The sequence below is a fragment of the Paraburkholderia rhizosphaerae genome (genome assembly GCF_004366595.1).
Classification (GTDB): Bacteria; Pseudomonadota; Gammaproteobacteria; order Burkholderiales; family Burkholderiaceae; genus Paraburkholderia; species Paraburkholderia rhizosphaerae.
In genome coordinates this window covers 100,380-126,569 of sequence record NZ_SORE01000008.1, presented here as the reverse complement: position 1 = coordinate 126,569, position 26,190 = coordinate 100,380, and the positions used below count along the sequence as shown (strand labels likewise).

Here is a 26,190-nt window from a genome sequence, read left to right as displayed (position 1 = left end):
TATCCGCTGCCCCGCCCGTCAGGATCAGTCGTCGCTGCGTTCCTGCATGATTACGACATTGATCCGGCGATTCTTCCAGAACAGGTTGTGAATCCGCGGTTGTAGCATCCGTAACGCGGCCGGCTCGGTTCCTTTGAAACTCAACAGCACCGCAGGGCGCGATCCGTCGCCCGGCACATGTTCGATATGGTCGTAGACCGGAAAGCCGTATTTGACGAGCAGTTCCTGAATCTCTTCATCCGAGGTGCCGTCTTCGATATTGCCAATCACCATGTCAGCCATTGCCGATCTCCTTCCCTTTCACACAAACGGCGATGCTCGCCGTGCTAAGCCATGATGTGCACGCCGCCGTCGACGTACACGGTCTCGCCCGACAGACGCCGCGCATATGGCGTCGCGAGAAACGCACACGTGAAACCGACGTCCATGATGTCGACCAGTTCACCAAGCGGCGCGCGCTCGGCCGCTTCGGTCAGCAGCAGTTCGAAGTCTTTCAGGCCCGACGCCGCACGCGTCTTGAGCGGCCCCGGTGAAATGGGGTGGACGCGAATCCGCTGCGGCCCGAGTTCGTACGCGAGGTATCGCGCGCTCGCTTCGAGCGCGGCTTTCACCGGGCCCATCACGTTGTAGTTCGGCACGACCTTGTTCGCGCCGTAGTAGCTCATCGTGAACATCGAGCCGCCGTCTTTCATCAGCGGCGCCGCGAGGCGCGCCATCCGGATAAACGAATGGCACGAAATGTTCATCGCAATCGTAAAGCCTTCGGCCGAACAGTTGAGCAAGCCGCCTTGCAGATCATCCTTCGGCGCCCATGCAATCGAATGCACGAGGATGTCGAGCTTGCCCCATTCCGATCGAATGCGCGAAAAGACCGCGTCGAAATCGTCCGGGTTCGATGCATTGAGCGGCATGAAAATATCCGCTTCCAGTTCGGTTGCGACTGGTTCGACAAAGCGCCTGGACTTCTCGTCCGGATAGGTGATCGCGAGGTCGGCGCCTAACTCGCGGAAGGCTTTCGCGCATCCGTATGCGATCGAATGCTCGTTTGCGATGCCGGTGACGAGCGCCTTCATGTCTTTCAGGATCGGGCGCGCGGGCATCGCAGAAGCGTCTTGCGTCATGGTCGAGCTCCTTGTTGGCGGGTCATAGCCGATCACAGCCGTCACAATGCATCGACGACCGCGCGCGTGTGACGCGCGATCATCCGTTCTTCGTCGGTCGGAATAGCCCACACTTCGACCTTGCTCGAAGGCGCGCTGATGCATGGCACGCTGGCATCGTTCGCAGCGGCGTCCAGTTCGATACCGAGCCACGCCGCCTGCGCAGCCGCACGTCGACGAATTTCCGCGGAGTTTTCGCCGATGCCAGCGGTAAACACGAGTGCATCGAGCCCTTGCAACGCCGCCGCAAGCGAACCAATCTCACGCCCGATCCGGTATGTGTACAGATCGATCGCGAAACGCGCGCGCGGCGCATCGCTTGCAAGCAATTTACGCATATCGCCGGACACACCCGACACGCCGAGCAAGCCCGACTCCTTGTAGATCAGGTCTTCGATCGCTTGCGTACTCATGTGCAGTTCTTCGAGCAGATAGAGCATCACGCCCGGATCGAGACTGCCGCAGCGCGTGCCCATCATCAGCCCGTCGACGGCAGTGAAGCCCATCGTGCTCGCGACACTGCGGCCCGCGTCGATCGCGCACATGCTCGCGCCATTGCCCAGATGCGCGACGATCGTGCGTCCTTGCGCGGCGCGTTTCGAGAAATTCGGCAGCGCCTGCGCGATATATTCGTACGACAGCCCGTGAAAACCATAGCGCCGCACACCGCGCGATGTAATCGATTCGGGCAGCGCGAAGGCTTGCGCCAGTTCGGCTTGCGAGCGATGAAACGCGGTATCGAAGCACGCGACCTGCGGCAAATCCGGATGCATCGCCGCAACGATCCGGATCGGCTTCAGATTGTGCGGTTGATGCAGCGGCGCGAGCGGCGTCAACTTGTCGAGTTCGTCGACGACCTCCGGTGTCGCGAGCACCGCCTTCGTGAACTTCTCGCCGCCATGTACGACACGGTGTCCGACCGCGACCAGATGGTTGTCGCCGCGATGGGTGGTCAAAAACTGCGAGATGTATTGAATGCCGTCCTCATGCGACAGCGCAGTGCCGTCGCCCCAGCGCTTCTCGCCAGCCTGGTCACCGTTGCGGTCGTAAGCGATGAAACGCGGCGACGTAAACAGCCCTTCGATCTGCCCATGCAGTCCGAGTCCGAGTTCGTCACCTTCGATCGCGTAAGAGCGAAACTTGATGCTCGACGAGCCCGCGTTCAATACGAGAATCACATCGGTCATTGCGTTACCCCATTACTTTGGCCGTTGCAGCGCGCGATTGCGCAACCAGCGCCGCGACCGCGCACGACGCCAGACGCGTCGTCACGGAATCCGCGCGGCTCGTCAGGATGATCGGCACGCGCGCACCGAGCACGACCCCTGCCGCATCCGCTCCAGCCAGAAACGACAGACTCTTCGCGAGCATATTGCCCGCTTCGAGGTCGGGCACCATCAGCACGTTCGCACGGCCCGCGACCGGCGAATCGATCTTCTTGATGCGCGCGGCTTCGAGGTCGATTGCGTTATCGAGCGCGAGCGGACCATCGACCAGCGCGCCGGTGATCTGATGACGATCGACCATCTTGCATAGCGCGGCCGCTTCGATCGTCGACGGCACTTTCGGGTTGACCGTTTCCATCGCGGACAGAATCGCGACGCGCACCTGCTCGAACTTCAGCGCATGGCCGAGATCGATTGCGTTCTGCAAAATGTCGATCTTCTCTTCGAGCGTCGGTGCAATATTCACCGCGGCATCGGTGATGATCAACGGCTCGCCGTAGCCGGGCACGTCCATCACGAAGCAATGGCTAACGCGCCGCGCGGTGCGCAGCCCCGTGTCGCGATTGACGACTGCGCTCATCAGTTCGTCGGTATGCAGGCTGCCTTTCATCAGCGCTTGAGCGTTGCCTTCGCGCACCACCTGAACGGCGGCGCTTGCCGCCGCGTGACTAAACGGCGCATCGACGATCGGATAAGACGAGATATCGATACCGTGCTCGTTGGCGACACCGACGATCCGCTCGCGCGGGCCGACCAGAATCGGTGCGATCAGCCCCAACTGCGCCGCTTCGACGGCGCCCTGTAACGAGCTCTGATCGCATGGGTGCGCAACGGCGGTTGGCGTAGGCGGCAGCGATTTGCAATAGTTGATCAGCCGTTGATACTTTTCGTGCCTGGGTTCCATGAACATGTCCTCGCAAGCGGCCGGTGCGGCGCACCGGCCTGTCGATCGGGTCAATGCCGATGCACGGGTTTCATGCACGGACTCAATGCACGGACGATGACGCCGGACGCGCACCACGACTCGGTTTCACCGGCAGCAGCGAGCGAATCCGCTCGACCATCTCGCGCTGCGCGGCCGTTGGCGCGAGACCTTGCAGGCGCTCGTCTTCGGTGAGTTTCTCGACAAGCGTGAGAAATCGTTTGCGGTCGCCGGGCTCGGTGAGCAGCGTCGGCAGCGACGCGAGCGCGCGCTCCGGTTCATAGCGCACGATAATCTCCTGCTCGCCGCGCAGGCGGCGCCACTGATCGTGTTCGAGTGCGGGCAAGTACTCCGCATATTCTTCCGCGAGCTCTTTGCGTAGTGCGAGGCGCGTCAGCGGCAGCGGCTCGCCGTGACGCGCGAGCAGACACGCGGTCCGCGCAATTGCTTCGTTGTAGCCACCTTCCGCAATCGACAGAAGCGCGGCCTTGACGAACGGCAGCTCCTTCGGGTCGGCAACCGGCGTCGCCAGCGGATCGTCCAGATCGAGCGGATGCGGCGAACGCGCAGCAAACAGACTGCCGTAGATGCCGAAAAAGAGGCTCTCCGTCGCCGCATCGCGCATCGCACGGTAAAAATCGAGTGATGCGCTGACCAGCTCGGCCCCGCGCCGTTCGGCCTGACGCAGTGGGTTCGCGCCGTCCGTGTCGCTCTGCGCGCGGTTCGCTTTCACCGCGTTGGCCGCCGGCCCGAGCCATGCGAGCCATGGGTTCAGATCGGAGAACATCCAGCGCTGCGCGCGCAACGGATGGAACTGACGCAGCAGGCCCGCCGTCGCTTCGTTCGAGCAAGCCTGCACAAACGGTTGCGCGAACAGTTCGTACGCACGCTGATTGAAGTCCGACACCTGTTCGACCGCATTGAACGGCAACTCGTCGACGCGCTTGAAGCGGTTGAATTTCGCCGCGATATCTTCGAGACGATGCTCGTGAAAGTTGACCTCATACTCGGGTTTGCCGTCCGCGCCCTTGTGCTCGGTGATTTCCATCCCATAGAGGCCCGGCGGAAACGCCTCGATCGCTTCGAGCACGGAGACGATCTGCGTATGTTCTTTCTTCGCGACCTTGCCGGACACGAAAATACCCAGGTGGCCGATGCTTTGGTGCATCAGGCCGATAATCACCTGACCGCGCGCCTTGATTTCAGCGGTGCTGCCGTAGATATCGGCGACCCAGTTGAACGCCTGCTGCGGCGGCGTGATGTTGTCGCCAAGCGACGCGAACAGCACGATCGGCGACTTGATATCGCGCAGGTCGAACGCAGCGCCGCCAGTGCCGCGCACTTCGCCGGCCCACAGCTTGTTGCCGACAAACAGATTACGCGTGATCCATTCGATCTCATCACGGTTCATCAGGTAGTAGCCGCCCCACCAGCGTTCGAAATCGAGGAAGCGTGGCGGTTCGGTGTCGACGTTGTCGAACACGTGGTAGTACTTGTCCCACAGGCTGTTCGCGGGGTTCAGGTTCTCGAAGTTCTGCACGAGATGAGCGCCGTCGAACTTGCCGTTGCCGAGATCCGCCGACAATGACGCGAGCCAGGTGCCGCCGAGCATCCCGCCTGCATAGCGCATCGGGTTGTCGCCCTCGCCTTCGCTCCATGCGCCGCTCCAGTACGACATCGGCGCGCCGTTGATCACGATCGGGCCGGTATCGTCCTGGTCGGATGTCGCAATCATCATTGCGGCCCAGCCGCCCTGGCAGTTGCCGACGATCGCCGGCTTCGGGCTGTCCGGGTGCAGTTCGCGCACTTTCCTGACAAAACGCTGCTCGGCCGCGCAGACGTCGAGCATTGTCTGGCCCGGCTCCGGATCGCGGAAAAACACCACGAAATACACCGGGCTGCCCGCCCGCAATGCGACGCCGACCTGCGAATCGTCCTTGAACCCGCCAATGCCGGGGCCGTGCCCCGCGCGCGGATCGATGATCACGTACGGCCGCTTGCGCGCATCGATGGTCACGCCCTCGGGCGGACGAATGCGCAACAACGCATAGTTGACCGGATGGTCGAACGTGCGGCCATCGAGCACCGTTTCATAGTCGAAATGCAGCACCGGCTTCAGGCCCTGCGCGGTCTGGTCGACGAACTGGTTGCCGCGCTGGCGTAGCGTGTCCCAGAAGAGCACGGTGCGCTGGGCGAAGTCGAGCGCATACCGGTAGCCGGAAAGCGGGTCGAACGCCGCCGCGCCAAACGTGCCGCTAAACGGAGCGGTGAACGGCGCGGTAAACGATTTCGTCCACGCGGCGGTGAATGGATTAGCGAAAGGAGCAGTGAAAGCAGTGGCAAGAGGCGCTGATAGCGGCGCGTTCAATGCGTCTGACGCGGTGCCTGCCGCATCGCCATTGCCGGTTTTCGTGTCGAGTGCTTCGTGCACCCGTTCGTTGAAATTCTGCTGCGCGATCTGCGCGCGCTTCTGGAAAATACGGGCGACTTTTGCGCCAATCTGTTGACTTTGTGCGAACTGGGTACCTGCGTTCATAACGTGGACCTCGTAGTCGAAGAACGGCATGGCCGTGGGCGACGGGCAACCGGCGCCGGCTCGTGACCGATGCCTCGTTGGGAAACACGCTTAACCGCACATTTGAATGTATACGACGCGGGCGTCGTCGCAATGTCAACCGGGAAACAATTGAGCATCGTCCGGGAGGTGCGCACTGTGACGGCGCGCAGCGCACACAGCGCTCGTCAAGCGCTAATGCATTCTTGCGAGCGATTGCCTTTTGGGTCAATTGGACCAAGGTCCCATAGCTCCGGCGCTTGCTGACGTGTGCCGTGCGGGTCGCGTTCTCATGCAGTATTTCACGGTGTAACGCGTGCCGGATGGGAAAAAAGGGTATCGGTTGATCTAAGTCGAACTAAGCGTCGCGCTTTCGAAATGGAATAGCCGATAACCATTTTCTATACCCGCCGCAGACTTGCGTCCGGCGCTATGCATAACGCGTTGGGCAGGCGGTTTTGCAGCCGCCAATGCGGCTGCGCGGGGCACGCCGGCATTGGACCAAAGTCCAGTTGCGGCGGCGTTGTCGCACGACCATACTCGATATGGCACTTCATCGTGCATCCGTTTGATCGTACGAGGACCCCGTCATGGCTCACAGCAAAAAGGCCGCGAAAGAAGCAGTCGAAGCCAGCAGCGACACAGGCGTAGCCGGCCCGCCCACGAAGCTGGCGAACAAGGAATACGAAAAGGAGCTGGCGAAGCTGCACGTCGAACTGGTCAAGCTGCAGGAGTGGGTCGTGCAGACCGGCGCGAAAATCTGCGTCGTGTTCGAGGGCCGCGACGGCGCCGGCAAAGGCGGCACGATCAAGGCAATCACCGAGCGCGTGAGCCCGCGTGTGTTCCGCGTGATTGCGCTGCCCGCGCCGACCGAACGCGAGAAATCGCAGATGTATCTGCAGCGCTATCTTCCGCACTTACCCGCCGCCGGCGAAATCGTGATATTCGACCGCAGCTGGTACAACCGCGCCGGCGTCGAACGTGTGATGGGTTTTTGCACCGAAGAGCAGTCGCGGCAATTCCTGAAAAGCGTGCCGCTGGTCGAACGCGCGATTATCCAATCCGGTGTGCTCCTGCTCAAATACTGGCTCGAAGTTAGCGAGGAGGAACAGACGCGTCGGCTGGAAGCGCGCATCAACGACGGGCGCAAGCTCTGGAAGCTGTCGCCGATGGACTTGCGCTCATACGAGCGCTGGTACGACTATTCGCGCGCCCGCGATGAGATGTTTATCGAAACGGACACCGGCGTCGCGCCATGGCACGTGGTCCGCTCGGACGACAAGAAGCGCGCGCGGCTGAATTTGATCAGTCACCTGCTGTCGACCATTCCGTATAAGGCGATGCCGCGTGCGAAAATCACGCTGCCGAAACGGCAGAAGCGCGGTGACTATCGTGAGCCGGACTATTCTTTCAAATACGTTCACGAGAAGTTCTGACGGAACCGCGCTTACTGTGCAATACCGGCATTGGTGCCGCGTGCGATTGGCGCGCGGCTGCTTGCATTTTCTTTCCCGCCTTCCGCCATGCCGCCGTCCGTACCGCCTCGACGACCCTCCCGACCCAACGCGCTACTCGTGCCCGAATGGCTGCGCCACTACCGCAGCCATTGGGTGAAGGGCGATGTGATCGCCGGCCTGACGGCGGCTGCGGTCGTCATTCCGAATGCCCTTGCGTATGCGACGCTCGCCGGACTGCCTGTCGAAGCCGGTCTGTATACGGCGTTTATCCCGATGGTGATCTATGCGCTGCTCGGCACCTCGCGGGTGCTGAGCGTCAGCACGACCACCACGCTTGCGATCCTGACAACGTCGGCGCTCGCACGCGTCGCGCCGGGCGGCGGTCAGGCCGAACTGCTAGCGGCCGCGGCGACACTCGGTGTGCTGGTCGGCGCGATGCTGATGGTGGGGTCGTTGCTGCGCCTCGGTTTCGTCGCGAACTTCATCTCGGCGCCGGTGCTCGTCGGCTTCAAGGCCGGCATCGCGGTCGTTATTTTCGTCGATCAGTTGCCGAAGCTGCTTGGCATTCACTTCGTCAAGGGTGAGTTCTTTTATAACCTGCTCCGGATCGCGGAAGGCCTTCCCCGGTCCTCGACACCCACCCTGATCGTCGCCGCGCTCGCGCTCGTCACGCTAATCGTGCTGCGGCGCTTTGTGCCGCGCGTGCCGGCGCCGCTTGTTGTCGTGGCGGTCGCGATCGTCGTGTCGAAGCTGCTCGATCTGCACGCTCATGGTGTCGAAACTGTCGGCGCCGTGCCGGCCGGACTGCCCGCGCCTCGGCTGCCGGTGCTCGCGCTGGCCGATACGCTATGGCCGATCGCGCTCGGCATGGCGCTGATGAGCTTCACTGAAACGGTAGCGGCCGGCCGCGCGTTCGCGCATCACGGCGAGCCGGCGCCGCGCGCGAACCGTGAGCTGTTTGCGACCGGCCTCGCGAATCTGGTCGGCGCGCTGTTCGGTGCGATGCCGGGCGGTGGCGGCACGACGCAAACGGCGGTGAACCGGCGCGCCGGTGCGCGTAGCCAGGCCGCGTCGCTGGTGACCGCGGCCGTCGCGCTTGCTGCCATGCTGCTACTGTCGCCGCTGATCGCGTTGATCCCACAGGCGGTGCTGGCCGCCGTCGTCATCGTCTATTCGATTGGCCTGTTCGATCCGATCGAATTTCGCGCGATCGCGCGCGTGCGGCGCATGGAATTCCTCTGGGCAATCGTCGCGCTTGGCGGAGTGGTCGTAGTCGGCACGCTGCAAGGCATTGTGGTCGCGATTATCGTGTCACTTGCGGCGCTCGCGCATCAGGTGTCGGACCCGCCGGTGTATGTGCTTGCGCGCAAGCGCAATACCGATGTGTTCCGGCCGGTGTCCGATGCGCATCCGAATGACGAGACGTGGCCGGGTCTGTTACTGCTGCTGCCTGAAGGACGCATCTACTTCGCGAACGTCGAGCAGATCGGCCAGAAGATACTCAGGCTGATCGCGGCGGCCGCGCCGCAAACGGTGATTGTCGATCTGAGCGGGGTGTTCGATATCGAGTACACCGCGCTGAAGATGTTCATCGATGCGGAACAACGGTTGCGTGCGCGCGGCATTACGCTGTGGCTTGCTGCGCTGAATCCGGAAGTGCTCGCGCTGGTGCAGCGTACGCCGCTTGGCGAAACGCTTGGGCGCGAGCGGATGTTTCACAATCTCGAGCAGGCGGTGGATCACTATCGGACCGCGGTGCTGGGTGAGGCGAGCGATATGGGGCGCGCGCGGTGAGTGTATTCAAATGGTTCCGGCGAACCTGGCCACCAGGCTATGTCGCAAGCCCCGCGAGCCTGTAACCCACCTGCAACTCGGTCATCAGATGCCGCGGCTGTGTCGGATCGTCCTCGAGCTTCTGCCGTAAGGTCACCATATACACGCGCAGATACTGCGGCCGGTCCGCGTACCCCGGCCCCCAGACGTCGAGCAGCAACTGCCGATACGTGATCACCTTCCCATAGCCGCGAATCAACGCAGCGAGCAAGCGGAATTCGGTCGGCGTCAGATGGACCGGCGCGCCATTGCGCGTGACTTCATAAGTCGCAAGATCGACGCACACATCGCCGAAGTGCACCGTCGACGCGGTCGGACCGTCGCTCGAAACCAGGCTCGCGCGCCGCAACTGAGCGCGCACCCGTGCAATCAGTTCGGGCACACCAAACGGCTTGGTCAGATAATCGTCCGCGCCGATATTCAGGGCTTCGACTTTCTCCGTCTCGCGGTCTCGCGCCGATAACACCACCACCGGCGCACGCGACCAGCTACGCAAATCGCGTATCAACACCTTGCCGTCCTCATCCGGCAGGCCCAGATCGACGATCATCAATTCCGGCTGCCGGCTCGCGCTTTCGATGCGCGCCTGCGCGGCCGTGCTGGCTTCAAATACGGTCATCCCGTCGCGCTCGAGCGCCATCCGGATAAAACGCCGGATATCGGATTCGTCTTCGACAAGCAGAATGCGTGGCTTTTTCATGTGCCCCTCTCCTCTTCGATAACAGGCGGCGCGCCGAGCGGCAGACGGATTTCGAAACGCGTGCCTTGCGGCAGACGCCGCTCGACGTCGATCGCGCCTTCATGTGCATCGACAATCGTGCGGCATAGCGCGAGGCCGAGGCCGACCCCGGAGATCGTCGACTCGCGCACGCCGCGCGTAAACGCTTCGAAGAAGCGTTCAGGGTCCACGTTCGGCAGGCCCGGACCGTCATCTTCGATAAACAGATGCATCGTGTCGCCAACCGCACGCGCGCGGATCTGGATCGTCGAACCCGCCGGCGTATATTTGACAGCGTTGTCGATCAGATTGACGAACACGCGCTCGAACGCGATCGCGTCGATTTCGATCAGCGGCAGATCAGCCGGCAACTCGGTGCGCACGCGATGCGCGGCAAGCGTGGTGCCAAGCCGCGCCAGCGCGCTGCCGGCAATCTCACCGAGCGCATGCCATTCCTTGTTCAGCCGCACGCCTTCGCTTTGCATGCGCGCGAGATCGAGCAGATTGGTCACGAGCCGGTGCAGCTCTTCCGTTTGCAGACGAATCGAGCGCGACACCGCTGTGCGCTCGGTGTCGGGCAGATCGCCGACCTGCTCGAGCGTCTCCGCGAGGCCGCGAATCGCGGTGAGCGGCGTCTTCAGATCATGCGATACCGCGGAAAGCAGCGCATTGCGCAGTCGTTCGCCTTCCATGCGGACCTGCGTGTCCTGCGCAATCTCGATGAAATGCGTACGTTCGAGCGCCAGCGCAATCAGCACACAGCATGCGTCGAGCAGACGCCGGTCGTCCGCGTCGTTCGATAGCTCGCCCTGCTCCGCGCAGATCGCAAGCACGCCGCGCGTGCAGATCGGGCCTTTCAACGGCAAGTACAGTGCGCGCGTGCCGCTCAGCGTCTGCGTGCCGGCGCCGGCAGCTTCCGCATGGTCGTACGTCCATTGCGCGACTGACGTATCGACGAATTCATCGGCCGCATCACGCAGCGTCGAATCTTTCGGATCGGGCAGTACGAGCGCGACTTGTGCATCGAACAACGGCGCGATGGTTTGCCGGCACACCGCGGCGATCTGCGCAGGGCGGATCGCACTCGACAGATCACGCGCGACACGCGCGACCGCCGTCGCGCGGCGCTCGCCGGCTGTCGCGACCTTGGCCTTGTAGCGCAGCCGCGACGCAAGCTGGCTCGTGACCAGTGCAACCGTCAGCATCAGCACGAACGTGAACAGATATTGCGTATCCGACACCGCGAACGAAAAGCGTGGCTCAACGAAGAAGAAATCGAAGCTGCCGACCGACAGTAACGCCGCCCATGCTCCCGCGAGACGCCCGAGCCGCAGCGATAGCAGCACCACGTTCAGCATGAACAGCATCACCACGTTCGGCGTCGCAAAGAAGTGCAGCAGCGCGCTCGCGATCAGCGTCGTCAATGCACACGCGATGACCGCGAGAATCAGCCCGTTCAACGGCGTGTCGGCGCGGCGCTGCGCGAGCAGCTTCGCAGGGGCCGCTTGCGCGACCGACGTGCCGACCACGACGAGCCCGAGCCGCGGGTTCGCGCGCACGACACGTTCGGCAATACGCGCGCCGCAAAGCGCTGCGCTAATCGCGCGCCAACGCGCGCGCGGCGGATCGCTGCCTAGCACGAGCCGCGTCGCGCCACGCTCATGCGCATAGCCGGCCAGCGTGCTCGCGACATCCTCGCCAGGCAGATTCGCGAACTCGGCGCCGAGGCTATCGGCGAGATTCGCGAGCGAGAGTAGCGTTTCCCGCGCGTGCGGATCGCGCACGTCGGCGGGCTGATCAACGTGCACGACGATCCATTCGGCGCGCAGATGCTGCGCAAGACGCGCGCCTTCGTGAATCAGCCGCTCGTGCGACGGTTCGGCGCGCACGCCGACGAGAATCCGCTCGCGTGTCGCACTCGCGGTACGCAGGCGCCCTTTCAGGCGTTGGCCGTGCACGTCCGCATTCGCGCGATCGGCCACGCAGCGCAACGCCAGTTCGCGCAGCGCGAGCAGATTCGCGCGCACGAGGTAGCTGCGTGCGCTTTCGGCCGCGGCCGTCAGACGTGCGCTGCCCGATAGCAGACGCGCGAGCAGATCGTCAGCAGGAACATCGATGAGCACGACATCGGCCGCATCGAAAAAGAACCGGTCGGGCACGCTTTCGCGCACCCGTACACCGGTCATATTGCTGACCGTATCGCCAAGACTTTCGAGTTGTGCAACGTCTAGCGTCGCATAGACATCGATACCCGCTGCCAGCAGCTCGTCGACATCCTGCCAACGTTTCGCGTGGCGTCCTCCCGGCACGTTCGCGCGCGCCAGTTCGTCGATCGCAACCAGGCACGGGCGCGCGGCGAGCGCGCCGTCGACATCGAATACGCGCAACATCCGTTCGTGATGATGCACATGCTTGGGCGGCAGCGCGGGCAATCCTTCGACAAGCCGGCGCAGCGTTTCGCTGCCGTGCGTATCGATCTCGCCGATCGCAACGTCCACACCGCTGTCGCGCTGCCGGCGCATCGCCTGCAGCATCGCCCAGGTCTTGCCGACGCCGGGACAGGCACCGAAGAAAATTTTTAGCCTGCCCCGCTCAACATCGGCCGATTGATATTGATTTTCCGTTCCCTGAACGCGGGGTCCGGAAGCAGTTTCCATTACCTTCACAACGGTCCATAAAAATGCTGTAAAGACTTTCGTGGGAATCGTAAAAAAGACGCATCGAAAGCTCTACAAAAGTAGTGTGATCACCAGATCGATCAGCTTGATACCGATGAATGGCGCGATCACACCTCCCACCCCGTAGATTAACAAGTTGCGCGACAAAAGGCGTTGCGCGGGTTCAGCGCGATAACGTACTCCTTTTAATGCAAGCGGAATCAGCGCGATGATAATGAGCGCATTGAAAATCACCGCGGACAGGATAGCCGTTTGCGGGCTATGCAGATGCATCACGTTCAACGCGGCTAACGCGGGCCACGTGCTGACGAAGGCGGCGGGAATGATCGCGAAGTACTTGGCCAGATCGTTCGCGACACTAAATGTAGTCAGTGCGCCGCGCGTCATGATCATCTGCTTGCCTACTTCGACCACGCGCAGCAGTTTGGTCGGATTGCTGTCGAGGTCGACCATGTTGCCGGCTTCCTTCGCCGCCTGCGTGCCGCTGTTCATCGCGACCGCGACGTCAGCCTGCGCGAGTGCCGGTGCATCGTTGGTGCCGTCGCCGGTCATCGCGACAAGGTGCCCTTCCGCCTGGTAGCGGCGGATCAGCGTGAGCTTGTCTTCCGGCGTGGCTTCCGCGAGATAGTCGTCGACGCCTGCTTCGGCCGCGATGGCCGCGGCGGTCAGCCGGTTGTCGCCGGTCACCATCACCGTCTTGATGCCCATGCGGCGCAATTCGGCGAAGCGCTCGTTGATGCCGCCCTTCACGATATCCTTCAGTTCGATCACCCCGATCACGCGTTCGCCATCGGCGACCACGAGCGGCGTGCCGCCGTGCCGCGCGATGTCTTCAACCGCTCGCTCGGTGCCGGCCGGAAACACGCCGCCGAGCTCACGCACATGCGCGCGTATCGCCTGAGCGGAGCCCTTGCGGATCTGCCGTGCGCCGATATCGACGCCGCTCATGCGCGTATGCGCGCTGAACGGCACCGGCTTGCTATCGTGCAGATCGCGGCCACGCAGGTTGAAACGCTGCTTTGCAAGCACGACGATCGAGCGCCCTTCCGGCGTTTCGTCGGCCAGCGACGCGAGCTGCGCGATATCGGCGAGCATCTGTTCGTCGACGCCGTCGGCCGGCACGAAGCGGCTTGCCTGGCGATTGCCGAGCGTAATCGTGCCGGTCTTGTCGAGCAGCAACACGTCGACATCGCCGGCCGCTTCGATCGCGCGTCCGGACATCGCAATCACATTCGCGCGCAACATGCGGCTCATACCGGCCACACCGATCGCGGACAACAGCGCGCCGATCGTGGTCGGAATCAGGCAGACGAGTAGCGCGATCAACACGGTCAGGCTCACCTCGTGACCGCTCTTCGTCAGAGCCACGGCAAAGCCCGAGTACGGCAGCAGCGTCACGCAAACGAGCAGGAACACCACGGTCAACGCTACCAGCAGGATGGTCAGTGCGATCTCGTTCGGGGTCTTGCCTCGCTTCGCGCCTTCGATCATCGCGATCATCCGGTCGAGAAACGCTTCGCCCGGATTCGCGGTGACCCGCATGATCAGCCAGTCCGACAGCACGCGCGTGCCGCCGGTCACCGACGAGAAATCGCCGCCCGATTCGCGGATCACCGGCGCCGATTCGCCGGTAATCGACGATTCGTCGACCGACGCGACCCCCTCGATTACTTCGCCGTCGGCGGGAATCATGTCGCCGGCTTCGACGAGCACGTACTTGCCGGCGATCAGTTCATCGCTTGGCAGCGGGTAGACCGGCGCGCCATAGTGCGGCATATCGAGCACCTTCGCGAGCACGCGTTTGCGCGCGCCGCGCAGCGCGGCCGCCTGCGCCTTGCCGCGGCCTTCGGCGAGCGCCTCGGCGCCGTTCGCGAACAGCACGGTAAACCACAGCCACAACGCGATCACGAAGATAAAACCCGCCGGTGCCTCACCATGCGCGAAGATCGCTTGCAGCCACAACAAGGTCGTCACAATGCTGCCGATATAGACGACGAACATCACCGGGTTCTGCCATTGCGCGCGCGGTGACAGCTTGCGGAACGAATCCGCGATCATGGTTTGCCAGACCACTTGCGGCGTATCAGGGGTCGGCGCGGCGGACGCCGCCGTATGCGCGGGCGCCAACGACTCGTTTTGTACATTCATGGTGCTTCTCGCAAAGTCATTGCTATCAGGGAGTACCGCGTGCCGACGCAGGCTGTCGCCGCGTAGTGGCCGCGGCGGCCGCCGTGTCGAGCGCGAGGTTCAGTTTCAGCACACCGATGCGCGGATCGCCGAGCACGCCGAACTGACGGCGTGTCGTGTTCTGCTCGATCAGCGTGCGCATCGCATCGATCGATAGGCCGCGAGCGTGCGCGACTCGCACGGCCTGCAGCATCGCGTTGGCCACAGAGATATCCGGGTCGAGGCCGGAGGCGGACGCCGTGACCGCGTCGACCGGCACCGGCGCGTCCGGCGCGAGGCCGTTTTCCTTGCGATACGCGATTGCGCGCGCGCTGACCTGGCCTATCAGCGACTTGCTGGTCGGCCCGAGATTGCTCGCGCCGCTCAACGCCGCGTTGTACGGCTGTGAGATGGTCTGATCAGGATGGACCGGATCGGGACCGGTCGTCGCGCTCGGACGCGGATGAAAATACTGCGGCTGCGTGAAGTTCTGTCCGATCAGCAGCGAGCCGATCGGCACGCCGCCGCGCTCGACGATGCTGCCGTTTGCCTGTGAACGCATCACGAGTTGCGCGACGCCGGTCGTCGCAAGCGGGTACGCGAGTCCGGTGACCAGCATAAAGAACACCGCGGACGCGAACGCCGGGCGCGCGACGCCGTGCAGCAGCGGCACGCTTTGCGTGTGAGATTCACTGATTGTGCTCATGACTGTCGATCCTTAGAACAGTTGACCGCTCGCGAGCATCAGTTGCTCGGCGATCGGGCCCAGCGCGAGCGCCGGGAAGAAGGTCAGCCCGCCGACCAGCAGCACGACGAACACCAGCAGCACGGTAAAGAGCGGCGTGGCGGTCGGCAGCGTGCCCGGACCTTCGGGGACGCTCTTCTTCGCGGCGAGCGAGCCGGCAGCGGCCAGCATCGGCAGCAGCGTGAAGAAGCGGCCGAACAGCATTGCAAAGCCGATCGTCGTGTTGAAGAACGGTGTGTTCGCATTCAGGCCGGCGAACGCCGAACCGTTGTTCGCGGTGCCGGACGTGTACGCGTACAGCACTTCGCTAAAGCCATGCGGGCCGAGGTTGTTGAGGCTGGCGGGCGTCGCGGGCCACACGACGGCCAGCGCGGTCAGCCCAAGGATGCAGATCGGATGCGCGAGCACCGCGAGCATCACGAGCTTCATTTCGCGTGCTTCGATCTTCTTGCCGAGAAACTCCGGCGTGCGCCCGATCATCATGCCGACGATAAATACGGTCAGAATCGCGAACGTGATCAGGTTGATAAAGCCGACACCATCGCCGCCGAACACATTGTTCAGCATCATCTGCGCAAGGGTCACGAAGCCGCCCATCGGGGTCAGCGAGTCGTGCATCGCATCGACCGAGCCGGTGGTCGCGGCGGTTGTCACGCCGATGAAGAGGCTCGTCTGGCCGATGCCGAAGCGTGTTTCCTTGCCTTCCATATTGCCGCCTGCCTGCAGCGCGGACGGCTGCTGATCGACATGCAGCGGTGTGAAGTTCACGTTGCCATGCTGCTCGCAGGTGTAGACAATCGCAAGCGCGCCGATAAACATGATCAGGAACGCGGTGAAGAACGCCCAGCCCTGACGGCGGCGCATCAGCATGCTGCCTGCGGCGTAGGTGAGCGCCGCGGGAATCAGCAGCATGCTCAGGATGTGCAACGTGTTGGTCAGCGGCGTCGGGTTCTCGTACGGGTGCGCAGCGTTCATACCGAAGAAGCCGCCGCCGTTGGTGCCCAGGTGCTTGATCGATTCCATGCTCGCGACCGGACCCAGCACGATGTGCTGCTTGACCCCTTCGAGCGTGGATGCGACAGTCTCGCTCGCGAGCGTCTGCGGCATGCCCTGCCACACGTAGACGAGCGCCATCACAAACGACAGCGGCAGCAGCACGCGATACATCACGCGCGTGAAATCGACCCAGTAGTTACCGATGTCGTGTGCGCTTTTGCGGCACAGCGCGCGGATAAAGCCGCCGCACGCGGCCACGCCGGTCACTGCGCTCACCATCATCAGAAACGTGATGACGGCCATCTGCGAGAAATTGGACAGGCTCGATTCGCCCGAATACGACTGCCAGTTTGTATTGGTGATGAACGAAGCCGCGGTGTTGAATGCGAGGTCGGGCGTTTGCGCGGCACGCTGCAGCGAATCGAATGGCAGCAGCAGTCCTTGCACACGCAGCAGCAGATAACCGAGCATCATCATCGCCGCGTTGCTGAGCACGAGCGCCATCGCGTAACGGGTCCACGGCATGCGTTCGGTGGGGTTCGCACCGAGCAGCGAATAGGTCCAGCGCTCGATGCGCAGATGACGTTCATCGGTGAACACGCGCGCGAGCCACTTGCCCATCGTGATTGTCAAACCGGTCATGATGATTAGCACCAGCGCAAATTGAACAAAATCGTCGAACATGATGGGCTCCTTTTCAGATCCGGTTCAGTCCGACAACGAAGCCTGCGCTAAGCGCGAAAAAGGCTACCGACACGACTACGAATATCAGGTCGTTCATGATGGGGGATGAGTGAAGAACATAGGCGCGATAGCGCCCAATCAGAACCGTTCGGGCTTGATCAGCGCGTAGAACAGGTAGACGAACACTGCGGCGGCAAGCAGGCCGGCGAGCGCGATCATGACTGCGCTCCGATTGCCGGACGGCGCACGTGCGCGGGAAGCGCGCGTGGCGACGCATGGGCGGCGCACGCGTGATGGAGGCCAGCGTGGCCGGAGACAGGGACAGGTAGCGGCATATCGACAGACTCAGTGGTGGAAATCTGTCGGTACTGTAGATAAAACGGCCTCAAAGGCGCGCTGAGTTTCGTACGCCGATGTAAAGGTGGGGTTAAGAGGATTGTGGGGTTGGTGTGAGGTGCGGTTCGACACTGTGTGATGGGCGATCATGCGCCAACAACGCGACGAGTTGCTCGGCGACTAGCTCGGCCCAGATCCGATATTGACCGTGCCCGGGGTGAAAGAGGTCTCGCGCCATTTCCTTGGGCTTCGCGGCCCATTCCAGCGATACATAACGCGCCGTTGCGTCGAGGCGCACCCATGCTTCGAGCAGGCGATCCAGACAGGCGGCATAGCGGCCTAGATACCAGCGCAACGGATGAGGCGCGGCAGGGAGAATACGCAATGGCGGTAACCCCGTAACGACCAGCCCAATCGCACCGGTGCGGCGGCGAAGATCCTCCACCAAGCGTGCGTAGTCTGCCATGAACTGGGCAGGCGCACGCTGTGAGGTCACATCATTGGTTCCTAATGCCGTCACCAGAAAGTCGGCAGGCGCGAGTTCGACGTGCGACAGTAATTCCAGCGCCTCGTTTGTATTGACGCCCGACTTTGCAACCAGTTGCCATTCCACCTGGCGGCCTGTGCGTGTCGCCAATAGCCTTGCGACAGGCTGTGCCAGTGCGTCGGTCTGAGCTTCCACCCCAACGCCCGCTGCGGACGAATCGCCAACGACTAGAATTCGTAGCGGAGGACACTGCGGTGCCTCTCCTTCTACCCCGCTGCGCGGGCCGGCCGCTTCCGGAAGGCGCAATGCCGTGCGCCTTAGATGGCGTGCCTGCATCAGCAGAACCGGACCAAGCAGAACTTTGCACAGCGTTAACATCAGATCTTGCGGATGGGTTCAGGGTAAGCGGGCAGCGTTGCGGACGCATTCAGGAAGGCAATAGCTGCGTCGATTCCGGTCCTGTCACGCAGGATTTTCCGGTGCCCCTGATTTCGCGTGGAAAAGAGTTGGGCATTGGCGTGATTTGCCCGAAGCTCCTGCGCGTGCTCAAAGGGCACCTCGTCGTCGTATAAATCGTGAATCAGCAAGATCGGATTGTCATATTTGCGAATCAGCCGCTTCGGGGCAAGAGACGCCCAGTCCCATTCGTTTCGATACCGCCGCTCAAGCCGCATTCGCATTTCGCGAATCACTGCGTGACTGATGCCGAAGAAGCGGGCAAATGCTTCCGTGATAAAGACAGCGTCGGCGAAGCAACTGATCAGCACCAACCGTTTCGCCTTCAACGCGCAACGATCGATCGCGAGCAGCGTGCAAGCTGCACCAAACGAATGACCGACCACCAGGTCAACCCCCCCGATACTTTGCGCAGCAACCGCGATGGCTTGCGCAAACTCCATCATGTCGGTCGACGAACCGGTCGATTCCCCATGCGCCGGGCCATCCAGGCTGTACACGCCGTAGCCAGCCGCAACCAAAGCCTCGCCATAGCTGCCGAGATGCGTGCCGCGGCTTCCCCAGCCGTGAACCAATAATGCGCGCTGACTTCCCGTGCCGTGGTGAAGTAACCGTAGTTGCTTGTCGCCGACACGCACGACATCGTATGTTCCTTGCTGTTCGAACTTACGCTCCCAGCGGCTGGCGCGGGTTCGCGGCGGGGTGAGAAAGACCTGGAGCGCCAGCCGCGAAGCCAGTTTGGGAGACAACCGTTGCAACAGCGAGAACAGCACACGCAGCGCATAGACATAGATCCGGATGGCAAGCGGACTCTTGCTCAACGTGACTTCGTTGATCATATCGATGGTTCCTGTCGATCGATGATGGAGGCGACGCAGCACGATGCTCGCGCCGTGTCGCCTCTCAGGCGAATGACTGCGCGGATTAAGAAGCCGATAACGATCCAGGCTACTAACCCGCCCAACTTCGCGGAGACTCACGCAGAAACGGCATGTTTCTGCGCCAACGCACGTTCGATATAAGCAACCACGTCGCCGACCGTCTCGACCTTCGCGGCGCTGTCCTCGTCGAACTCCACGCCGAATGCTTCTTCGATGGACATGATTATTTCCACGCTGTCTAGAGAATCCGCGCGCAGGTCGCCGCGGAATGACTGTTCTGCGTGGATTTCGGCAGGTTTCAAATCCAGCGCTTCAGCAATGAGGTACTGCACCTTTTCCAGAACGTTTTGTTGAGACATATCGAACTCCATCTTTTAAGAATCTCTATGTGACGAGTGCGGCGTCAACCCTCATAAGGCGTGGCCCGACATGCCAATTCCGACACAGCGCCGGAAGGCGTGTCGCCACACGCATCGGGAATCATCGACGGAACTGGAGGCTGGGTCGCACCCGGCTCAGACTTAACTGAATCAATCCGACTATCCCCGCACGAAAACTGCGCTCTGCGGCATGAAAATAATGATCGTAGTGCGCGAAAAGCGCTTCGCCGTAGCGGCGCTCAATTTCGGCACGATGGCGATGCAAGCGTGCACGCCAATCGATCAGCGTGCGGGCGTAGTCCACGCCGATCTGACGGGCTTCGACGATCTCGTACTGATCCTGGACGGCCGCCTGAATGTCGCTCACCGTAGGCAACGCAGATCCGGGGAACACGCGTTCGAGCAGGTAGCGCGTATCCCGCACCTCCTGGAGGTTTTCCGGCGCGCGTAATGTCACGATTGTCTGCAATCCGAGACGTGCCCGATCGCCGGACGCCATACGGCACCATTCGAAAAAATCGGCGTAGACCTGACGATGCCGGCCCGCATCGCGTTCATCCAATGATGCAAAGTGTTCAAAAGCGCCGATTGAAACCAGTGCGTCGAATTTGCAGGCTGGAACGAAATCCCGCCACGAACTGAGCCGGATGTCGAATTGCGGACGGCGCAACTGATTCAAAAAATCGAACTGGTCCTCGCTCAACGTGACGCCTGTCACTGCGGCGACGCCGAGGGAATCCAGTGCATAAGCCATCATGCCGCCCCATCCGCAGCCAATATCTAGCACCGATTGCCCTGCCTGGATGCCGGCGAAGCGACTGAGCCGCGCAAGTTTTTGCTGTTGCGCTTCTTCGAGAGAAGCCGCGCCCTCCCAGACCGCGCAACTGTAAGCACGGTGACAGCGGTCGAGAAACAGCGCATAGAAATGGTTATCGACGTCGTAGTGGTAAGCGATGTCCGCTTTGGTCGCCATGTTTAGCCTGCTGCGTGAAAATGAACTGCTTTAATGAGCAGCCAGTGATTTTTGATATTGACGCAGCGCACGTGGGCTATCGAACTGTTGACCGAACAAGGCCGACAGGTTCTGCAGGATTCCGCGCTCGACTTGCTGTTCCCACTGTTTGTCGAAGTGGATTTCCTCATCAAGCCAGCGCATCAGCCAGTCCGGGTCGGGCAAACGGCCATTGACGGTGTCGTCCGGGAACAGGGTCCTACTGACATGCAAGTTGGTTGGATGCATTGCGCGATTCATACGCGGGTTAGTCATCAGCACGCCAATCTTCGAAAACGATGCCCGTGCCTGCGCGGGCTGTTTTGCCAACGCACGCTGCATGTATCGATAGTAGGCCCGCGCGTGGCGAGCCTCATCGTTCGCCAATAGTTGATAGATAGCCCGAATGACCGGTTCGCGGTGATATTCCCGGGCACACCGGTACCAGTTGTTCAAGCGAACCTCCCCGCAGAAATGCAAGACCAAACTATCCAGCGCCGGCGCCGGATCGAATGGAAATCGCACTGCGGCCAATTCCGCTTCGGTGGGTAGAAAGTTCGGCGCAAAACGGCGGAGATATTCGAGTAGCGCAAGGCTATGCTTTTGTTCTTCGAAGAACCAGATCGAAATGAATGCGGAAAAATCAGTATCGCCCTGATTGTCGCGCAAAAACATCTCTGCAGTCGGCATCGAAGACCACTCAAGAATGGCGTTCATCTTGACGCCATGTAATTGCGATTCATTGATGAGGCTTCGATCGAATTGATTCCATGGAATATCCGAATACATATTCCAACGTGCACGTTCGAGACTATCAAACAGCGAGGGAAAAAGCATACTTAATTCTTCAGCCATTTTATTCAATCAGCAAGTCTTTTTTCAGGAGCTGCTCACGAATTAGCTCGATACACGAACCGCACCCTGACAGGCAGGATGTGTAACACTCAAGCATCTCCCGGAACGAAAGTGGGATATCATTTTGAAGCGCTACTATCTCACCGATAGATTTATTCGAGCAAATACAGAACATGTCTCTCGCGTCGTTAGGGCGCAGGCAAAGCCACGAAAGAAAAACTAATTGATCGTGCGCAGGAATGAGTCATCCCTACATTCCGACTTCGCTGCGAAAACAGCAATTCCTCGAAGGATGGTGCTGCCTTTCACCATTCATCTTAAGCTTTGATGGCAGAGTAGTACATTCGAACCGAATTGCTGCAAGTTTAGAATTACTGACGAGCTGGAGTCAAGCGATTCGATCTTATTTTTTTCATCCGATCGTCTTAAAAATAACGATTCCCATCGAAGCCGGTAATTCGTTGGTTTTCAGTGAGTCTCAAAATAATAACCAATCCATACCGATTTGTTGATTAAATCAGGATTTAACAATTTGACACATTCATTCGCTTCACTATCGGTTTATAAGTCCGCTGGCACACGCCCGGTAATGCGCGCTCCAAACCTCCTCACCTGCCGCATCCGTCAATTCCTGCGGCGTGCCAATCTGATCACAATGGTAGTACGCCACCGCCGCAAACGGCTGCGGCCCTTCACGCCCTCGCCCCGCCTCGCGATCAACACCCGCGCCCAGCGGCCCACTCGCCTGCAGCAGCGGCGTGAATCCACCCGGCTCATACACATAATGCGTCACCGTGCGCTTCTCACAGTCCGTCTCGCACGCAAGCGTATCGCCGTCCCACCCATACACCGTCAGCCCGTAGCCATGCTCCGCCTTCAAACGCGCACGCAGCACGTCCCGGTAGCCCGGACCATCATTAATCGACGTATACACACACGGCTCAGTCAGCTTCGTGATGCGCCGGCCCAGCGCATCGTAGCGATAGGTCGCCTGCATCCGGTGATCGCCCGCCGACACCATGCGATTGAAACTGTCCCAGCCAAACGCCATGCGCTCGCCGTTGCGCACGCGCACAGCCAGATTGCCGCGTTCATCGTATTCAAAGCGCGTGCCGGCATATTGCTTCAGCAGATTGTCCAGCAGCACAGGAGCACGCACTCCGCGCGCCTCGTGTTCATCGGATACCTGAATATTGCTCGCCGGATCAAACGCAAAACGCTCTTCGCCCAACCTCCCCTGCATCTGCCTGAGCCGTCCCAGCGGGTCATACGCGTAGCGGATCGTGCCGCGCAGATCGCTGATCTGCTCGAGTTGCCCCGCGTCGTCGTAGGCATAACGCCGCTCCATCACCTTGCGATTCGAGCCCTTCAGCACCTGATGCGCGAGTCGTCCCGCTTCGTCGTACGCCGTGATCTGCGTCAGGCCGTTCCCCAGTTCGCGCCCCGTCTCCCGATGCGCGTCGTCGCGTGAAAAGTTCGCCACGCTCACACCATCGAGCAGCAACCCGTGCACGTGACCGGAGCCGTACGTGAGCCAGTCCAGCCGGTGGCCATCCGGCCGCACGGTCGCCGTGCGCGCATCGAGTTCGTCGTATTCATGCCGATAAACGAACGCACGAATCTCGTCGCCGATCCGCGCATATGCAACCTCTCCTGCTCCAGGTTGCCCACCGGATCATAAGCACGCCACACGCCCGAGTGCGCATTGAACGCCTGCAGCACCCGCCCAAAACCGTCGTACGCGAATACCTCTTCATCCACCGACGCGCCACCCACCGGCTCGAGAAACACCCGTCCGGCATCCGTGTACTGCGCCTTCCAGCCGCGCCGCCGGGCCACTCGCCCCATCGCGTCGTAGCCGAACGCCTGCATCACGCCGCCCGAACGCCGGTGCGTGACGACTCCGCTACCGTCCTCCCGGAAATACTCCGTCACACGTCCATCGAAATCCTGCTCCGATACGAGCCGCCCGTACCCGTCATACGCAAACCGGTATTCGCCGCCGTTCTCGTTACGCAACGTGATGATCTGGCCCAGCCGGTTCCACGCATACTCGAGCGTATCGCCCAGCGCGTTCACGCGCGCCGCGAGCAGCCCGGCGGCCGAGTAGCGGTACTGCGTGCGACGGTTCAGCGCATCGGTATGCGCAAGCAACCGCCCCTCGGCATCCCGTTCGAACGCCTCGCGCATGCCACCGGGATGAATGAGCGCTACCAGTTGTCCCGCCTCGTACTCGTAGCGCGTAGTCTCGCCCGCGGCATTGCGCGCTTCGATCACATGTCCGCGCGCATCGTACTTCCAGCTCGATGTCTTGCCCGAACAGTCGGTGAAGCTCGCCATCTGTCCGTCAGGCCGCCACGCGATCTGCTGCCTGCCGCCTTTCGCATCGATGATCGCCACCGGCAGCCCGGCCCCGCTGTATTCGTATTTCGTGACGCGCCCGAGCGGGTCGGTGGCTTCGACGACATTGCCTTTGCTGTCGTAATACCGCTCCCACCGGTGGCCTTCCGGGTCCTGGATGCCAGTCAGATTGTCGCGTTCATCGTGCACGTAGTACGCGGTGCGGCCATCGCGCGCGGTATGCGAGGTCAGGTTGCCGCGTCCATCCCACGTGAACTGCTCGGTAGCGCCGTCCGCAAAAATATGCCGCACCACGTTCTTCGCCGCGTCGCGGAAGAACCACTCCTCGGTACGGTCCGGATACACGATCCGATACGGATAGCCGTCGATGTCGTAGTACTGCTGCGTCGTATTGCCTCGCGCATCGGTGACGAACGTCAGGCGTAACCGGTCGTGCCAGCGCAGCCGCGTATCGAACGTGCCGTCGTCGGCCCATTCGCGCACCGCCCGCGCATCCACATGCGTGCCGTCCCACTGCAGGTTCATGCCGCGCCCGGTACGGTCCGTGTAGCGGGTAACGAGGTGATGGGAATACGCGTAAGCCCGCGTGGCGCCGTTCTCATCCGTTGCGCCCACGAGATCGCCAGCGTCGTCGTAACGGTACGCGGCGAGCGTGCGAATCGGCTGGCCCTTGTCATCGAGCAGCGCGATGTGTGTAATGCGGCCCGCTTCGTCGTGCGTGAAACCCACCACCGCACCCGCGCTGGATGCGAGCGTCGCCAGTTGTCCATCTGTGTACGCAAGCGTAAGCGCATTGCCTGCGCGGTCAGCGACCTTCGCGAGCACGAAGCGTTTGCCGTAGCGCACGTAAGTTTGTGTCAGCTGTTCGCTATAACCGATTGAGACCTCATCACCGCTGGCGCGCGTAATCGTCATGCGCTCGATCGGGTCGTAATGGCTCTGGCCTTCAACCAGCAGCGGATACCGGACACTGCGCCCCGACGCGTCGTGATAGATCAGCGCGTCGCCGCCCGGCTCGAAGCTCGCGTGAAACGGTGTGGTCCATCTTGGGCCAAGCGGGCCGGCCGTATCGTGTGCGTCGAAGTTCGACCGGTAAGCGCGTACCCATTCCACCGCCAGTACACCCGGCAGTACGAAATCGGTATGCGTGAACGACTCGTCGCCCAGTGCGAAACCGATCGACCCTGTGCTGCCGGGCGCCGGCTGACCTTTCGCGCAAGTCTTGCAGGCTGACGGCCCGGGCTTCCGTGTTTTCGCCTGGTATCGACTCGCCTCCGTCCGTCCTCCCTCACCATTCAACCGGGCCTGGTTCGACGCATTGCCCTTGACCGTCGCCTCAACGTGATGCTTCTTCGCTTCATAGGTCTGTATCGCCTGGATCAGCACGTTGAGCATGTGCATGATCGTGCCGACATCGTCGCCCGACAAACGCGCGAGTTGCTGCTTCACGACCGGGATAAAGTCGCGGACGTCGGCGGCCAGCGTGCGGATCAGACCGGTTGCGGCGTCCGGCAGACAGCTCACCACCGCATTGATCTCCGCCTTCACGCCGGCTTTGCTCACTTCCCACACCGCGCCGAGCATGTTATCCAGCGTGTCCAGCGGATCGTGCACCAGCGCGCGTGCCGACACGCGCGACGCCTTGCGGCTCGCCGCGCGCAGATTCGCATTCGGGTCGGTGAGGCGGCCGCTCGCGATCGCGTCGAGCGCAGCGGCCAGCGCGCTCAGATGCTTTTCCGCCTCCTTGCCGCATTCCGCGAGCACCTCCTTGAGCCGCGCTTTCGCCTCTTCGACGAACGGCTGCAGTTCCCCCATCAAGCTGGCCGTGAAGTGCCCCGCGATGACCGCGACAAGCGCCGCACCCAGTTCCTTCGCGCCGTTTTTGACACTTTGCCGCACGATGCCAAGCGTCGGACGCAGCGTCATCCGCGCGGCGGCCGTGCCCGGCGGAATCGGCAACACGCCGATCAGGTTGATGCCCAGGCTCGCCCAGTCGAGCATCTGGTCGATCTCCGCCCGCTTGACGTTGCGGTTGCGGATGAGCGTCGCGATATCGCCGCATACGTCGACGGCGGCGATCACGTTGCCGAGCACCGGCAACGCCGCGGACACTTCCTTGACGCGTTGGAGTGTCACATAGCCGCCGCTGCATTCACGCAGCCACGCGTCGAACGCGGCGGCGCCCGCCGCGAGATCGGCAACGGCAACCTGGTTGAGCGGGACGGTGGCGGCATCGACGGCGTCGTCTTCGGATGGCTGACTGGTCATGACCTGCTGATTCGTTGTTGTCTGTTTCTGAGAGAT

Annotated in this window: 20 protein-coding genes; 2 read left to right on the top strand and 18 right to left on the bottom strand. The window is 61.8% G+C overall.

Annotation, left to right across the window (positions count from 1 at the left end; all coding sequences use genetic code 11):
• Positions 1-24 precede the first annotated feature (24 nt).
• The 5 genes from BX592_RS12620 to BX592_RS12600 all read right to left on the bottom strand — a co-directional run bounded on the left by BX592_RS12620 (position 25) and on the right by BX592_RS12600 (position 5,844).
• Positions 25-282, bottom strand: a complete 258-nt coding sequence (locus tag BX592_RS12620) for an RNA recognition motif domain-containing protein (protein ID WP_134192111.1) — start codon at positions 280-282, stop codon at positions 25-27.
• Between the two features lie 44 nt (positions 283-326).
• On the bottom strand, positions 327-1,121 hold the full coding sequence (fabI, locus tag BX592_RS12615) for an enoyl-ACP reductase FabI (RefSeq protein WP_243849506.1): 795 nt from the start codon (positions 1,119-1,121) through the stop codon (positions 327-329).
• Positions 1,122-1,162: 41 nt separating this feature from the next.
• Positions 1,163-2,347, bottom strand: coding sequence for an acetate/propionate family kinase (locus BX592_RS12610; RefSeq protein WP_134192110.1), 1,185 nt, complete (start codon positions 2,345-2,347; stop codon positions 1,163-1,165).
• Between the two features lie 4 nt (positions 2,348-2,351).
• On the bottom strand, positions 2,352-3,290 hold the full coding sequence (locus BX592_RS12605; RefSeq protein ID WP_134192109.1) for a phosphate acetyltransferase: 939 nt from the start codon (positions 3,288-3,290) through the stop codon (positions 2,352-2,354).
• An 82-nt stretch (positions 3,291-3,372) separates the two neighbouring features.
• A complete protein-coding gene (locus BX592_RS12600) occupies positions 3,373-5,844 on the bottom strand; it encodes a DUF3141 domain-containing protein (protein ID WP_134192108.1) in 2,472 nt (823 codons plus the stop codon).
• Positions 5,845-6,452: 608 nt separating this feature from the next.
• Between BX592_RS12600 and ppk2 the strand changes: the two genes are divergently transcribed.
• A complete protein-coding gene (gene ppk2, locus BX592_RS12595) occupies positions 6,453-7,298 on the top strand; it encodes a polyphosphate kinase 2 (RefSeq protein WP_134192107.1) in 846 nt (281 codons plus the stop codon).
• Between the two features lie 87 nt (positions 7,299-7,385).
• Positions 7,386-9,113, top strand: a complete 1,728-nt coding sequence (locus BX592_RS12590) for a SulP family inorganic anion transporter (protein ID WP_134192106.1) — start codon at positions 7,386-7,388, stop codon at positions 9,111-9,113.
• Between the two features lie 37 nt (positions 9,114-9,150).
• Here BX592_RS12590 and BX592_RS12585 read toward each other — a convergent pair whose 3' ends face one another.
• The 13 genes from BX592_RS12585 to BX592_RS12525 form a co-directional block, all read right to left on the bottom strand.
• Positions 9,151-9,852, bottom strand: coding sequence for a response regulator (locus BX592_RS12585; protein WP_134192105.1), 702 nt, complete (start codon positions 9,850-9,852; stop codon positions 9,151-9,153).
• Positions 9,849-12,527 carry a sensor histidine kinase gene (locus tag BX592_RS12580; RefSeq protein WP_134192104.1) on the bottom strand — a complete coding sequence of 893 codons (2,679 nt, stop codon included), beginning with the start codon at positions 12,525-12,527 and terminating at the stop codon, positions 9,849-9,851. The genes BX592_RS12585 and BX592_RS12580 overlap by 4 nt, the downstream gene beginning before the upstream one ends.
• A 72-nt stretch (positions 12,528-12,599) precedes the next feature.
• Positions 12,600-14,696 (bottom strand): potassium-transporting ATPase subunit KdpB, encoded by a 2,097-nt coding sequence (gene kdpB, locus BX592_RS12575; protein WP_134192103.1) that lies wholly within the window; start codon positions 14,694-14,696, stop codon positions 12,600-12,602.
• Between the two features lie 25 nt (positions 14,697-14,721).
• The gene (gene kdpC, locus BX592_RS12570) at positions 14,722-15,420 is read right to left on the bottom strand and encodes a potassium-transporting ATPase subunit KdpC (RefSeq protein WP_134192102.1); all 699 of its coding nucleotides are present in this window, start codon (positions 15,418-15,420) and stop codon (positions 14,722-14,724) included.
• Positions 15,421-15,432: 12 nt separating this feature from the next.
• On the bottom strand, positions 15,433-17,139 hold the full coding sequence (kdpA, locus tag BX592_RS12565; protein ID WP_134192101.1) for a potassium-transporting ATPase subunit KdpA: 1,707 nt from the start codon (positions 17,137-17,139) through the stop codon (positions 15,433-15,435).
• Between the two features lie 138 nt (positions 17,140-17,277).
• Positions 17,278-17,358 (bottom strand): K(+)-transporting ATPase subunit F, encoded by an 81-nt coding sequence (gene kdpF, locus BX592_RS35145; RefSeq protein ID WP_134192233.1) that lies wholly within the window; start codon positions 17,356-17,358, stop codon positions 17,278-17,280.
• A gap of 208 nt (positions 17,359-17,566) precedes the next feature.
• A complete protein-coding gene (locus tag BX592_RS12555; protein WP_243849529.1) occupies positions 17,567-18,298 on the bottom strand; it encodes an SGNH/GDSL hydrolase family protein in 732 nt (243 codons plus the stop codon).
• 41 nt (positions 18,299-18,339) lie between these two features.
• The gene (locus BX592_RS12550; RefSeq protein ID WP_134192099.1) at positions 18,340-19,257 is read right to left on the bottom strand and encodes an alpha/beta hydrolase family protein; all 918 of its coding nucleotides are present in this window, start codon (positions 19,255-19,257) and stop codon (positions 18,340-18,342) included.
• A gap of 137 nt (positions 19,258-19,394) precedes the next feature.
• Entirely contained in the window at positions 19,395-19,658 is a 264-nt protein-coding gene (acpP, locus tag BX592_RS12545) for an acyl carrier protein (protein WP_134192098.1), read from the bottom strand.
• A 121-nt stretch (positions 19,659-19,779) separates the two neighbouring features.
• Complete coding sequence (locus BX592_RS12540) at positions 19,780-20,652, bottom strand: SAM-dependent methyltransferase (RefSeq protein WP_134192097.1); 873 nt, start codon at positions 20,650-20,652, stop codon at positions 19,780-19,782.
• Between the two features lie 30 nt (positions 20,653-20,682).
• Positions 20,683-21,507 carry a ferritin-like domain-containing protein gene (locus BX592_RS12535; protein ID WP_134192232.1) on the bottom strand — a complete coding sequence of 275 codons (825 nt, stop codon included), beginning with the start codon at positions 21,505-21,507 and terminating at the stop codon, positions 20,683-20,685.
• A gap of 571 nt (positions 21,508-22,078) precedes the next feature.
• A complete protein-coding gene (locus tag BX592_RS12530) occupies positions 22,079-23,008 on the bottom strand; it encodes an RHS domain-containing protein (protein WP_134192096.1) in 930 nt (309 codons plus the stop codon).
• 2 nt (positions 23,009-23,010) lie between these two features.
• On the bottom strand, positions 23,011-26,154 hold the full coding sequence (locus BX592_RS12525; protein WP_134192095.1) for a DUF6531 domain-containing protein: 3,144 nt from the start codon (positions 26,152-26,154) through the stop codon (positions 23,011-23,013).
• Between the last annotated feature and the right edge of the window lie 36 nt (positions 26,155-26,190).